Source organism: Pseudarthrobacter arbutini (genome assembly GCF_054510915.1).
In genome coordinates, this window is record NZ_JBTNDQ010000009.1 from 174,572 (window position 1) to 187,431 (window position 12,860).

General features: G+C 65.6%; 11 protein-coding genes and 1 pseudogene. 1 reads left to right on the forward strand and 11 read right to left on the reverse strand.

The window, feature by feature from the left end:
- The 3 genes from ACX80V_RS12280 to ACX80V_RS12290 form a co-directional block, all read right to left on the reverse strand.
- A complete protein-coding gene (locus ACX80V_RS12280; protein ID WP_485843359.1) occupies window positions 1–957 on the reverse strand; it encodes a carbohydrate ABC transporter permease in 957 nt (318 codons plus the stop codon).
- A gap of 27 nt (window positions 958–984) precedes the next feature.
- On the reverse strand, window positions 985–2,316 hold the full coding sequence (locus ACX80V_RS12285) for an extracellular solute-binding protein (RefSeq protein ID WP_485843360.1): 1,332 nt from the start codon (window positions 2,314–2,316) through the stop codon (window positions 985–987).
- Window positions 2,317–2,500: 184 nt separating this feature from the next.
- Window positions 2,501–3,502: a LacI family DNA-binding transcriptional regulator gene (locus ACX80V_RS12290; RefSeq protein ID WP_485843361.1), complete on the reverse strand. Its 1,002-nt coding sequence runs from the start codon at window positions 3,500–3,502 to the stop codon at window positions 2,501–2,503.
- Between the two features lie 177 nt (window positions 3,503–3,679).
- Between ACX80V_RS12290 and ACX80V_RS12295 the strand changes: the two are divergent.
- Window positions 3,680–4,935: pseudogene (locus ACX80V_RS12295) on the forward strand (D-arabinono-1,4-lactone oxidase).
- 200 nt (window positions 4,936–5,135) lie between these two features.
- Here the strand turns inward: ACX80V_RS12295 and ACX80V_RS12300 are convergent.
- The 8 genes from ACX80V_RS12300 to ACX80V_RS12335 all read right to left on the reverse strand — a co-directional run bounded on the left by ACX80V_RS12300 (window position 5,136) and on the right by ACX80V_RS12335 (window position 12,809).
- Complete coding sequence (locus ACX80V_RS12300; RefSeq protein WP_485843362.1) at window positions 5,136–6,155, reverse strand: agmatine deiminase family protein; 1,020 nt, start codon at window positions 6,153–6,155, stop codon at window positions 5,136–5,138.
- The gene (locus ACX80V_RS12305; protein WP_485843363.1) at window positions 6,152–7,141 is read right to left on the reverse strand and encodes a nitrilase-related carbon-nitrogen hydrolase; all 990 of its coding nucleotides are present in this window, start codon (window positions 7,139–7,141) and stop codon (window positions 6,152–6,154) included. The genes ACX80V_RS12300 and ACX80V_RS12305 overlap by 4 nt, the downstream gene beginning before the upstream one ends.
- 99 nt (window positions 7,142–7,240) lie before the next feature.
- Window positions 7,241–7,852, reverse strand: coding sequence for a TetR/AcrR family transcriptional regulator (locus tag ACX80V_RS12310; RefSeq protein WP_485843364.1), 612 nt, complete (start codon window positions 7,850–7,852; stop codon window positions 7,241–7,243).
- On the reverse strand, window positions 7,845–9,359 hold the full coding sequence (locus ACX80V_RS12315; protein ID WP_485843365.1) for a purine-cytosine permease family protein: 1,515 nt from the start codon (window positions 9,357–9,359) through the stop codon (window positions 7,845–7,847). Before ACX80V_RS12315 ends, ACX80V_RS12310 begins: the two co-directional genes overlap by 8 nt.
- A gap of 218 nt (window positions 9,360–9,577) precedes the next feature.
- Entirely contained in the window at window positions 9,578–10,111 is a 534-nt protein-coding gene (locus tag ACX80V_RS12320; protein WP_485843366.1) for an SDR family NAD(P)-dependent oxidoreductase, read from the reverse strand.
- On the reverse strand, window positions 10,104–10,574 hold the full coding sequence (locus ACX80V_RS12325) for an MmyB family transcriptional regulator (protein WP_485843389.1): 471 nt from the start codon (window positions 10,572–10,574) through the stop codon (window positions 10,104–10,106). The genes ACX80V_RS12320 and ACX80V_RS12325 overlap by 8 nt, the downstream gene beginning before the upstream one ends.
- Window positions 10,460–11,080, reverse strand: a complete 621-nt coding sequence (locus tag ACX80V_RS12330; protein WP_485843367.1) for a helix-turn-helix domain-containing protein — start codon at window positions 11,078–11,080, stop codon at window positions 10,460–10,462. Before ACX80V_RS12330 ends, ACX80V_RS12325 begins: the two co-directional genes overlap by 115 nt.
- A 136-nt stretch (window positions 11,081–11,216) precedes the next feature.
- The gene (locus tag ACX80V_RS12335; RefSeq protein WP_485843368.1) at window positions 11,217–12,809 is read right to left on the reverse strand and encodes an alkaline phosphatase D family protein; all 1,593 of its coding nucleotides are present in this window, start codon (window positions 12,807–12,809) and stop codon (window positions 11,217–11,219) included.
- Window positions 12,810–12,860 lie beyond the last annotated feature (51 nt).

Here is a 12,860-nt window from a genome sequence, read left to right on the forward strand (position 1 = left end):
TTATGCACTCCTGCGGCGGGTGACGGCGAACTGCATGACCGAAACGAGCACGATCAGTCCGAAGAAAATGTAGGAGATGGCTGCGGAATACCCCAGCCGGTAGCCGGTGAAGCCGGTTTCAAAGATGTACTGCACCACCGGGCGGGTTGATCCTCCGGGCCCGCCGGCGGTCATCTGGTACACCTGATCGAAGATCTTCATCGACGCGAGGATCTGGAGGAGCACAATCATCACCGTGGTGGGGGTCAGTTGCGGCAGGGTGATCGAGAAGAACTGCCGCCAGGCTCCGGCGCCGTCCAGGGACGCTGCCTCGTAGTGCTGTGCCGGGATGTTCTGCATCGCGGCCAGGTACAGCAGGAAATTGAACCCCACGGTCCACCACAGCGTGGCGATGACGATCGCCCACATGGCCACGTTGGGATCGTTGAGCCAGGCGACTTTGGGGAGGCCCATCTTGGAGAGGGAGTCATTGATCAGGCCAAGCTGCGGGTTGTACATCCAGGTGAAGAACAGCGAGACCACGGTGGAGGCCAGCAGGTACGGGGCAAAGTAGGAAAGCCGCCACAGCCACTGGGCAGGCAGCCCCACGTTCAGCAGGGCCGCCATCACCAGCGCCACGAGCACCAGGGGGACGGTGCTGATGACCGTGAAGTAGAACGTGTTTCCCAGGGAGCGCCACATGTCGGCGTCGGCCAGTGCCTCGGCGTAGTTCGCGAAGCCGATCAGGCTGTCATTGGCGCCGGTCAGGGACTTGCCCGTCAGGCTCATGTAGATGCCGTAGAGAATGGGCCACACCAGGAAGACCAGGAAGAAGACCAGGAACGGGGTGGCGAATCCCCAGCCGCTCAGGTTGCTCCTGGTGCGGCTCTGTGAGGGGCGGCGCGTTGGTTGGGGTTGGGTCGCTGTGGCGATGTCCGGCTGACCGGTGCTGCGCCGGGACGCTAGTGAAGAACTCATGAAGGACTCCTTTGTCGCTCGGTGCGGTTAGACCGGGTTGGGCCGGGAAAGAAGGGTGTTGGTGCGGCGCTCAAAGGCGTCCCAACCTGCGGCCGCCTTATCGCGGCCCAGGAGAACGTTCTGGACGTTCTCCGCAAAGTAGGTCTGCCAGTCCGAGCCCGAGCCGCTGAACCAGGCTTCGGGATCGTAGGCGATGATGTCCGCTGCGTTGGCGTAGTGGATCTGCGGCGTGAGGTCGCGGTAGGCCTGCGACTGGACCACGGGCTGGTAGGCCGGAATGTGCCCGGCTTCCGCCCAGGAGATTGATCCTTTGAGGACATCGCTCACGAACTTGTAGACGTCCCGCCGTTTCGCTTCATCCACATTCAGCTGCCGCGGCAGGACGAACGAGTGCGAGTCCGCGTAGGACGCCGGCGTTCCGTACAGCGTGGGAATGGTGGCAGCGTCCACCGGAAGTCCGGCTTTCTTGAGCGTGGGCAATTCCCACACTCCGCTGAACAGCATTCCCGAGTCGCCGCGGGCGAACTCCGCGATGCCCGTGCTGATGTCGCCGGCCTTGGCAGCGATAGTGTCGTCAAAGAGCGACGCCATGAATTCCAAGGACTCAACCGCGGCGTCGCGGTCCACTTTCATCGGCTGGCCGGGGATCAGTTCAATGTCCGCGCCATGCTGCTTGTAGAGCGTGTAGAAGAGCCGCCACATCTGGGAGCCACTGCCGAGGTAACCGAAGGACAAACCATGGGCCTGGGTGACCTTCTGCATTTCCCTGGCCATCGCCATGAACTCCTGCGGAGAACTTACTTCCTTCAGTTGTCCGTTGCCGCCGAGGACGCCGGCTTTGCCGGCGATGTCCGTGTTATAGAACATGACGAACGGGTGCGAATCCAGGGCGATGGAGAACACCTTGCCGTTCTGCTGGCTCTTCTCCCAGATGCGCGGGGCAAAGTTTTCCCCGGTGACGCCGTGCTCGGCCAGCAGGTCCAGGTCCCAGGGGTCGATGAGCCCGCCGGGGGCGTATCCGGGAACCCGGCTGGCATGCATGATCGCCACTTCCGGTGGCCGCCCGCCGGCCGATGCCATCGCTAGTTTGGTGTAGTACGGCGGGCCCCAGGCCAGGACCGTGGGCTGCACCTTAAAGCCGGGGTTGGCCTGGTTGGCGCTGTTGATCATGGCCTGCATCTTGATGCCGTCACCACCGGACAGCAGGTGCCAGAACCCGATGTCCCGCAGGCCGGAGGCTTGGGCGTTTCCGCCGCAGCCGGTCAGGCCGCCTGCTACCAGGACACTGCCTAGGGCTGCCGTTCCTGTCAATAACTGCCGTCGGGACACTTGCTTCCCGAAAAATTCAAACTGCTTCACCCGTCACTCCTTTGGATGGGTCCGCGGAAAGGTCACTTCTTGTTGCTCAAAACTCCGGTTCCGGCGCGTCCCCGATCCCGGGCCGATGCCTTCAGGGGGTGACGCACGCCTCACATTACATCGATGTAATGGACAGGGCAAGAGAAAATTGTTAGCGCACACAATCTGGTGGGCGCCTCTCGTTTCAGGTGCGGCTGCTGTCCCGCTCCACGATGGTGTAGTCCACGGAAACCACGCGCTGCTCGTGGCCCCTGTCGGCCATCCGCTCCGTGAGCAGGCGCAGGGCTTCGCTGGCAATGGCACGCTTGTCGAAGGAGACCGTGGTCAAAGACGGAACCGCGTAGCGGCCGTCGGCGATGTCATCAAAGCCCGCCACCGCAATGTCCTCCGGGATGCGCAGGCCCCTCTTCCACAGCACACTCAGGGCGCCGATGGCCATGGAATCCGTGAAGCAGAACAGCGCCTCGGGCAGCGGATGGGAGTCCAGGTAGGCAGTGAGCGCATCGGCAGCAGTCTGTGGCGTCCACTTTTCGCAGGGAATCAGGAGTGACTCGTCCCGTTCGATGCCAAGGTTCTCCAGCGCTTCTTCGTAGCCCCGGGTCCTCTGTATCGCCGCAGCCGATCCCCTGCCTTCGGTGGTTCCCAGGACGGCGATCCGCCGGCGCCCGGACTGGGCCAAGGCGAGAGTCATGTCGCGGGCGGCAGCGAAGCTATCCACGAAAACGCGGTCGGCGAGCCGTTGCGTGACCTCGCCAAGAAGGACCACGGGCGGAAGGGCAACACCCACCTGGACGGCGCTCTCGTCCAGCACCACAGGGTTGAGGATCAGCCCGTCGATCAGGTTGGAGCGGGCGCGCACCATGAGTTCGTGCTCGCGCTGGGGATCGGAGCCGGTTTCCTCGATCTGCACGATCCAGCCCTGCTCGTGCGCCACCTCCACAATGTGGTGTGCAATTTCTGCCGAGTACGGCGTGCCAAGATCAGGCAGGGCCAGCGCAATCACACCGGACCTCCCGTTGCGCAGTCCGCGGGCGGAGAGGTTGGGCACATAATCCAGTTCGAGAATGGCCTGCTCCACCTTGGTCCTGGTGGCTCCGCTGACCGGAATGATGCCGTTCATGACGTTCGAGACAGTCTTGGGTGAGACGCCGGCATGACGCGCGACATCCTTGACCGTTGCGCGCACTGCTCCCCTTTCAAAGCCTTTGGGCCAAAGCCGGCGGCCAGTGAATGCCGGTGCGGATGACCTGCTGACGATGTTACCGCCCTCCTCGGCGAGAGGCTGCGGAAGCGTCTTGACAGGGAAATTGTTAGCGCTCACAGTTGGTGAAGCGAAACGTACCTTCACCCGAAAGCCGAGCACATGAAGAACTGGGCAGGAAACCTCAATTACTCATCAGCGGACGTCGTACGCCCGGAGTCGGTGGCTGAGCTCGCCCAGGTGGTGGCGCGCTCCAGCCGGGTCAAGGCCCTGGGATCGCGGCACTCTTTCAACCGCATCGGCGACACAGACGGCGTGCACGTGCTGCCGGATGCACTGCCGCAGATAATCGAACTCGACGCGGAACGGCAAAGTGTCCGCGTCAGTGGCGGAGTGAGCTACGGTGCCCTGTGCCGTTCGCTGCAGCAGTCCGGCCTGGCCATCCACAATCTGGCGTCGCTCCCCCACATTTCCGTGGCCGGGGCTGTCCAGACGGGCACCCATGGATCCGGCGTGAACAACCCCTCCCTGGCCGGAGCGGTGGAGGGCATTGACCTGGTCCGGCCCTCCGGCGAGCAGGTATCGCTGTCCCGCGCGGACGGCGAGGAGTTCCTGGGCAGCGTGGTGGGCCTGGGCGCTCTGGCCATCGTCACCGGCCTCCGGCTTGCCGTCCGGCCGAATTTCAGCATGCGCCAGCGTGTGTTGGAAAACCTGCCGTGGGACCGGGCGCTGGCGGATTTCACGCAGCTGGTGTCCAGCGCCTACAGCGTGAGTCTTTTCACCGATTACGTGGGCGATAGCATCAGCCAGGTCTGGCTCAAGGCGCTGGACTCGGAGCCTCCCCTCGAGGAACTGTTCGGAGCCACGGCAGCCACCGGCCCGCGGCACCCGTTGCCGGGGATGTCGGCCGAGAACTGCACAGCCCAGATGGATGAGCCCGGGCAATGGCTGGACCGGCTACCGCACTTCCGCCACGAGTTCACGCCCAGCAACGGTGACGAACTGCAAAGCGAATTCATCCTGCCGCTGGAGCAGGCACCTGCCGCGATCCAGGCAGTGCGGAGCCTGGCGGACAAACTTTCGCCGCTGCTGTTTGTCTCCGAAATCAGGACCGGCGCCGCGGACGAATTCTGGCTCAGCCCCTTCTACCGGCAGCAGAGCGTTGCACTGCACTTCACCTGGAAGCCGCTGCAGCCGGAGGTGGAAGCCGTTCTTCCGCAACTCGAAGACCTGCTGCGCCCGTTCGCGGCCAGGCCGCACTGGGGCAAGCTTTTCACGCCCGACGGTCACGACTGGGAGTCCCTCTACCCCACTTAGCGGACTTCCGCTCGCTGGCATCGGCGCACGATCCGGAGGGAAAGTTCCGCAACGGACTGCTGGACAGCATCCTCGGCGTCCCGGCGGTGAGCTCACGGTAAGCGGTTGGCGAGTAAGGGGAGACGTCGCGGCAGCGCAGGCCCTTGGGCCCGTACACGGCGGTCGGAAACATACGACAGTTGCCGAGTGCAACTGAGCGTCCAACGGCTCAGGCGAGACTACCGGTGGTATTGCCGTGGAAAGCCCCTGCTGTGGGCGGCGGGCACGTCGCCCACAGCAGGGGTCTTCATGGCTGCCGCGGTCAGACGGCCGGCTGATGCTGGGTGATGCAATGGATGCCGCCGCCCCGGGCGAAGATGGCGCGGGCATCGACCGTCACCACTTCCCGGCCCGGATACGCCTGCTCCAGGATCCGGCGGGCTCCCGCGTCCGCGGGGTCGTCGAAACTGCAGGCGATGACGCCTCCGTTCACCACCAGATGGTTGATGTAGCTGTAGTCGACCCAGTCGAGCTCGTCGCGCAGCGTGTCCGGGGCCGGTACCTCCACGATGTCCCAGACACGGCCCTGCGCGTCCCGGGTGCCGGCGAGCATCGTGATGATATCGGCGGTGATCTGGAAGTCCGGGTGTGATGGGTTGCGCTGGGAGTGGACCAGCAGCACACCGGGCGACGGGATAGCGGCCACGATGTCCACGTGTCCGCGGGTTCCGAGTTCCTGCGAATCACGGGTCAGCCCACGTGGCAGCCAGATGACATGCGTGGCGCCGATAGTGCGGGCCAGCTCGGCTTCGACGTCAGCCTTGGTCAGGTGCGGGTTCCGGAACTTATCCAGCTGCACCGTCTCGGTGACCAGCACGGTGCCCAGACCGTCCACCTGGATCCCGCCGCCTTCATTGACCAGCGGGCTGTCCAGCAGCTCCGCACCGGCCTTCCTCACCACTTCCGCACCAACCCCGGAATCCTTGCCCCAGCTGGCCCATTCCTGCTGCCCCCAGCCGTTGAAGACCCAGTCCACCCCGCCCAGCCGGCCGTCGTCGCCGGTCACGAATGTGGGCCCGATGTCCCGCATCCAGGCATCGTCGAGGGGCGCTTCCACCAGGTCAATGCCAGCCGAAAGATAAGTCCGCGCGGCAGTCATGTCCGGCGGGTCCACGACCATGGTGACAGGCTCGAAATCCGCCACAGCATGCGCCACCACTGCCCACGCCGTGCGGGCCTCATGGGTTTCCTCCGCGGTGTGCCCTATCGAGGATCGCTCCGGCGGAAATGCCATCCAGACCCTTTCCTGGGGTGCCGTTTCGCTCGGCATCATCCAGGTCATGGCTGGTCCGCGGTTTGCTGTGCGGATACCGCCCCGTACGGACGGTCGAAATCGACGTCCCGGGTGAGCTCGGCATAGGTGTCGGGGCGGCGCGTGGTCAGGAACGGGAACAGGTCCAGCCAGTCCTTGCGCTGGTCCAGGTCAAGGTCGGCCACCAGGACGGCTTCCCGGTCCCGCGGCGCTTGGACCAGGACGCGGCCGTAGGGATCGGAAATGAATGAGGAACCGTAGAAGTTGATGTCGCCTTCGTCGCCCGTCCGGTTGGGGACCACCATGAACGTGCCGTTCGTGATGCCGTGGCCTGTGATCACGTGCTGCCACAGCGGCTGGTGGTCGAACTCCGGAAAGGTCGGCTCCGAGCCGATAGCCGTGGGGTAGACCAGGATTTCCGCGCCGGCCAGCGAATACAGCCGGGCGACCTCCGGGAACCATTCGTCCCAGCAGGTGGGGAGTCCGACGGCGGCCCCGTCCAGTTCCGCGGGGCGGTGCACGGGGTAGGCGTCGACGGCCGGCCCGGCACGGAAGTACGTGTCCTCGTAGTAGCCGGCGCTGACGGGAATGTGGGTCTTGCGCGTGCGTGCCAGCAGCTCCCCCTGGGGCGAGACGAGGATGGCGGTGTTGAAGCCCAGCCCGTCGTTTCCGTCTGAGCGCTCGTAGACCGAGGCGTGGACGGTGACGCAGTGCTTCCGGGCCGCGTTGGCGGCGAACTCGAAGGTGGGGCCGCTGAGCAGGTCCTCCGCATTCCGTGCGGGGTTACTGCCGGCCCGGACGTTGGCAGGATATTTGGACAGCGTAAGTTCCGGCAGGAACACGGCCCTGGCTCCGGCGTCGGCGGCTTTGCCGATGGCCCCGGTCAGCACCGACCTGAGCTCGGCGGCGTTTTCGCGCCAGTGGTGCTGGACCAGGGCCACTCGGAGCGGCCGGCGGGTGCTTTCCTGGCTCCGGGCGAAAGAGGCGGGCGGTTCGGTGTTGGCGATGATGTCCAAGGTGGTGCTTCCTAACGGGACCCTAGGGGTCCTTGCATAATCGCGGGATTCCGCTGGAATCGCGTCGTTTGATAAGTGGTTGAGAGTTGGGTCGGTGGTTCATTTGCCCAGACCCTGTCCGGAAGGTTCCTGCAGGGTCGTCGGGCGTGCTGTGGTGAGTGAGTCGATGGCCGTCGTCAACAGGGAACGCGCGTGGTCTGTGGTGATGAAACCGTTGAGCCAGCGGCCGGAGATCCCTTCCACCAAACTGGTGAGGATCTCTGCAGTGACTGCGGCCTCGTCCTCGCTGGTGTCTTCGCTGGCGGCCACGATGGCCTGGGCGATCTCGCGGTTCCATTCCGCCGTTGTCCGGGAAAGCGGTTCCGCCAGCTCCTGTTCGAAGATGGAGCACGCCCGGAGCTCGTTCCAGGCCACCGAATTCCGGCGGACATCAGCGTCGTCCTTGATTTCGTCAAGGAGCAGGTGCCTGAAGTGCCGGGCGCGGTCTTCCGCGTCAGGGGAGGAGGGGGCGGCGTCGTCCTTGCTGACCTGCTTGTTGATGTGTTCAAGCGTTGCGGCAAGCAGGCCGGCCCGGTCGGTGAAGTGGTAGTACAGGAGGCCCGGCGAAACACCGGCTTCTGCAGCCACATCGTTGACCCGCATTCCCCGGACGCCGTTCCTGGCGATGCAGGTGGTGGCGGCGGTGAGGATCTTGGCTAGTTTGTCAGTCATGGTTTGACAGTAATACGTGCTCACCTTCCTCCCGTGCGGACTCCCTCGTTGCGGCGGGTTCGGGCCAGAACCGGAGCGCCGCGAGATAGCCGACGGCTCCGATGACTGTGGACCCGATGAAACTGAGATCGATTCCCCCGGCGAGCTGCGAGAACGGCCCGGTGTACAGGGACGTGTCCGTCGCGAGCAGGCCGAAGACTGAACCGATGGCCCAGGGAATTACCGCGCGCAGGTTCCAGCCGTTGCTGAACCAGTAGCGTCCGCGCGGTCCGCTGGCCCGGAAGAGCTGGAGGTCGGCGGCGTGGTACTTGCCGCGGCGGGCGATCAGGAATCCCAGGACGTTGATGGCAACCCAGGGTCCGGCGAAGCCGTTGAGGACCAGTGTCATGGCCGTAATGGAGTCCACCGCGTTGAAGACGAAGACACCGACGTAGAGAAGACCGACTGCGATCACCGAGGTGATGAGGGTGGTGTGGATCCGCCGGAGCCTCGGGAAGAGGGCTTCGAGGTCCAGTCCGCTGGCGTAGAGGTTGAGCACGCCCTGGCCGAGTCCGCCTGCCAACGCGATGATGAGGATCGGCAGCAGATACCAGGCCGGGGATGATTTCACGAGATCGGCGACGTACGAGCCGCCGAGCTCCGGCAACGCCGAGGCCGTGAAGGCACCGAAAAGGGCAGTGACGAAGAGCCCGAGGAAGACGCCGAGGCATGCCGAGGTCACCACCGAAGGGTCCGAGTGCCTGGTCCGCGAGATGCGCCGGCTGTAGTCGCCCAGTGTGGGCGCGTAGGAGAGGGGGCCGCCGACGGAAATGACGGCCGAGAGGATCCACGTGGGCCAGAAGTCGCCCAGGAGGTAGTCGGCATGGACTGTTGTGGGGCTGAACGTCGGTGCGAAGGCGACGACGCCGATGAGGAGCAGAACGCCGACGACGGGTGCGACGAACTTCTGCATCGCCACCACGGTGCCGTGGCCGAAGAGCGCCACGAGAACAATTTCCACGGAGATCACGGCGTAGCCGATGGCGAGCGTGACGCCGTCGACGGGTATCCCGAGCAGCCGCTCGGCGGCGGCAACCAGCGCGTCGCCGGAGGTCCAGACCGCGATGGCGGCGTACGCAAGGGCGAACAACAGGGTCAGGGCGGAACCGATCAACCTCCCGCGGGTGCCGAAGTGTGCGCCGCTGGAAACGGTGTTGTTGGTGCCGGTCCGTGGCCCCAGGAGGGCCATCGGGGCGATCAGGGCTGTACCAACGAGGAGACCGGTGAGGCTGGCCGTGGCGGCGCCGACGAAGTCCAGGCCGAAGGTGATGGGAAGCCAGCCGAAAACGATGACCGAGAAGGCGAAGTTGCCGCCGAAGAACACGGTGAACAGGTTCCGCGGGCGGGAGGTGCGTTGTTCGTCGGGAATGAACTCAATGCCGGCCGACTCAATGCGGCCGAAGCGGTCCTTGTGCGCGGATGCGGCACCGACGGAATCCGCGTCTTTGCGGAAGCGCGTGCTGATCATGGCAAGCCTTTCGTGAGCTACATCACGTTGATGTATTGAATCAACCATAAGGCTGACTGAATTTTCAGTCAATAGCTGATCCACAACACGCATCTCCGCCACCATGCAGCACCGGACGGGTCGGAGCGGCCGGCGTCCGGCTGAACTGCGGTGGGGCCTTGCGGTGGTGGGTGATGGACGACGGCGGGACTTGCCGCTGGGCGTCCGCTTCCGTTTTCTCAGGCGACGGCGAGGGCGAGGTTGCTGGAGAGCTTGCGGTGGGCGTCGGCCTGGACCTGGAGGGCCTTGCCCCGGGTCTCGAAGACGCCCACGGCGTCGGCTCCGGCGGCGAACCGCAGCGGGGGTTCGTCCAGTTCGGCCAGCTGGATCAGCGCACCGGCGAGTTTGGCCGGGTCCCCGCCCTGCAGTCCGTTCATGCCCTTCCACGCGGTGACCGTCTGCCCGGTCCGCTCGAAGTTGCCGGCGTTGTTCACCAGGACGTCGATCCGGCCGAACCGGTCCACGGCTGCCTGGATGGCGGCGGCCGTGTCGGCGGGATCCGTGACGTCGAGCTTGACGGCGAGCAGGTCCTCGTTGTCGCCGACGGCCTGGCTGACTTTTTCGGGGTTGCGGCCGGTGGCGACCACGGCGTGGCCGGCGGCGAGGGCTGCCTTCGCGATGTCGGTGCCCATGCCGCGGCCTGCGCCGGTGATGAACCAGACCTTCTTGCCGGTGGAGTTGTCGGTCTCGGTGGGGGTGTTTTGTTCAGTCATGGGAGGGTTCTGTCTTTCCTGTGGTGCGCGCCGGCTGCGCGTGGGAGCGCACGGGGGCGGTGGATCCGCCGGCAGGATCGCCGGCGGTGGTTGTTTCGGGAGGCGATGCCGCCCAGCTGGCGAGGAAAGCCAGCGCGTTCTCGGATGCGGAGCCCGGCTCGGCGGTGAAGGTGAACACGACCTGTCCTTCGTCGCCGGGGAGGGCCAGCGTTTCGTACTGCAGGGACAGGTCGCCGGCCACCGGGTGGTGGAAGCGCTTGGTTCCAGTGGTGTGGATCCGCACGTCGTGCCCGGCCCAGAGCGCGGCGAACAGGCCGCTGCGCGTAGTGAGCTCGCCGACCAGCTCGTTCAGGGCGCGGTCGTGGGGATTCCGGCCGGATTCCAGGCGCAGCATCGCGACCATGATGGCCGCGATCGCGTTCCAGTCGGGGTAGAAGTCGGCTGCGCGCGGATCGAGGAAGATGTAGCGTCCCTGGTTCGGCAGCCGGCCCGGGACATCCGACCAAACGACACAGCTGAGTTAAATACCTCGGAGTACAGGGCCCGTCCCAGCATGTTGCCGGCGAGGACATCGCCACGGCCGTTCTGCACCATGCCAGCCACACCGGTCATCCCGTCCAGCAGACGCAGCACTCCGGGACGGACCCGTTGCTGCGCCGGACGGCGGGGTGTCCGGCTCGACGGCGTGTTGGCCGTCCGCGCCAGGTCCATCAGGTGTGCACGTTCGGCCTCGTCCAGCTGAAGAGCGGAGGCCACGGCCTCGAGCACCGAGTCTGAGACACCGCGGATGCTGCCGCGTTCCAGCCTCGTGTAGTAGTCCGTGCTGACCCCGGCGAGCTGCGCCACTTCCTCTCGGCGCAGTCCCGGCACCCGTCGCAGTTCCCCATAGCTGGGGATCCCGGCCTGCTCCGGGCTTATCTTCGCGCGTCGCGAGATCAGGAACTCACGGATCTCTTCTTTTCTGTCCACAAGTCCCAAGGTACGCAGGCTGCTTGGCTCGCGGCAGTGTCTGCCAGACACCCCCAACGGCGGACGTCTGGTGGTGGATACTTTTGTTCCAGACTGGGCAGCTAAACACCTCTGCCGGCCTTATCATGGCGCAACTCTAAACCCGCACTGCGCCTGGTTTGCCGTCTTCGACCTCGAACACCGCGTGCGTGTACTGCCCAGCGGTCCGGGTGCCCACTCCGGTGGCCATGCGAAGCTCCGTGCGCCAGCGCTCGGGAGTGACCTGGCAACGAACGTAGCCCCGCCGGTCGCCATCGAAGAATTTGATGTGCGGGTTGAACCCGATCATGGGCTCATAGTAGGGCCCATAAACTGGCACGTCGCCGTTCGTGCTGATGGAGGTCCCGACGAACTCGGTGGCCACCACCGGGGAGTCCGGCCGGTCGAAGTCGAGGTGGACGTCGTTGACGAAGGTGGAGTGCCAGTCGCCCGTGACGAACACGGCGTTGCGCACCGCCGGCTCGGCGATCACATCCAGCAGCCTTTTGCGGGCCGCCGGAAAGCCATCCCACGCGTCGTGCCACAGCAGCTCACCCGCGGCACCGTCGTGGTCGAGGCGGGAGACCATGACGTTGTTCCCCAGGATGTTCCACCGCACGTCTGAGTCCCGCAGGCCGGCGTAGAGCCACTCCTCCTGCTGCGAGCCGAGCATGCTGATTGACGGGTCGTAAGCCGCTTCGCACGCCTGGGCTTCGCCCCAGCCGCACGGCGGGGCGTCGCGGTACTGGCGTCCATCCAGAACGTCCAGCTGCGCGAGGCGGCCATAGCGTAGCCGCCGGTAAAGCTGCATTTCCGTTCCGCGGGGCAGCGACCGTGCCCGCAAGGGCTGGTGCTCGTAGTACGCCATGTAGGCCGCGGCCCGCACTGCGGTGAAGGCCTGGGTCTGCCCCTCCCAGCCGCCGGCGTAGTCATTCTTGACCTCGTGATCGTCCCAGCTCACGATGAACGGGAACCGGGCGTGCGCAGCCTGCAGGTCGGGATCCGACTTGTAGAGCGCGTAGCGGGCCCGCCACTGCTCCAGCGTCTGCGGGGCCGGCTGGGCAGCCGCGGGCACAGGTGTGCGGCGCAGCCCGCCGCCTGCGGCGATCTCGTACTCGTAAACGTAATCGCCCAGATGCACCACAAAGTCGAGGTCCTCTGCGGCCATGTGGCGGTAGGACGGAAAGAAGCCATCCTCCCACTTCTGGCAGGAGGAGAACGCAAAATCGAGCTGCCGTACATCCGCCCCGGGGACCGGCAAGGTCTTGGTTCGGCCCACGGGGGAAAAGTGGTTACGGAACTTGAACTCGTAAAAGTACTCGCTGTCCGGTTCCAGGCCCTCGACCTCCACGTGGACCGAGTGCCCCAGCTGCGCCGGGGCGTGCGCGCTCCCGCGCTGGACAACATCGCGCATCCCGGCGTCGGCGGCCAAACGCCACTCCACGACGGCGTGGCCCTGGGGCATGCCGCCGTTCAGCTCAAACGGCTTCGGGGCCAGGCGGGTCCACAGCACCACGCCGGAGGGCGTGGGGTCGCCGGAGGCGATTCCCAGCGTGAAGGGATCGTCCTTGGCTCGCGCCGGCGTCGTCGCAGCGTCCGCCTTGGTAGCTGGGGCGGCGGCGAGCGCAGCGGCCGCCGAGACACCGGCCACGCCCGCGAGGAAGAGGCGGCGGTCGATCAGATGGGAGTTACCGGGCAGTAGGAGAGGCATGGAGCCAGCTTGGTCGGGGGCGGTGAACAGGAAGTCTCTCTCCGGGAACCC

Coding starts and splice junctions, on each gene's coding strand:
- ACX80V_RS12300 (WP_485843362.1), bottom strand. CDS start 6,155: ATGACCTGGATGATGCCGAGCGAAACGGCACCCCAGGAAAGGGTCTGG.
- ACX80V_RS12310 (WP_485843364.1), bottom strand. CDS start 7,852: ATGACTGACAAACTAGCCAAGATCCTCACCGCCGCCACCACCTGCATC.
- ACX80V_RS12280 (WP_485843359.1), bottom strand. CDS start 957: ATGAGTTCTTCACTAGCGTCCCGGCGCAGCACCGGTCAGCCGGACATC.
- ACX80V_RS12320 (WP_485843366.1), bottom strand. CDS start 10,111: ATGACTGAACAAAACACCCCCACCGAGACCGACAACTCCACCGGCAAG.
- ACX80V_RS12315 (WP_485843365.1), bottom strand. CDS start 9,359: ATGATCAGCACGCGCTTCCGCAAAGACGCGGATTCCGTCGGTGCCGCA.
- ACX80V_RS12335 (WP_485843368.1), bottom strand. CDS start 12,809: ATGCCTCTCCTACTGCCCGGTAACTCCCATCTGATCGACCGCCGCCTC.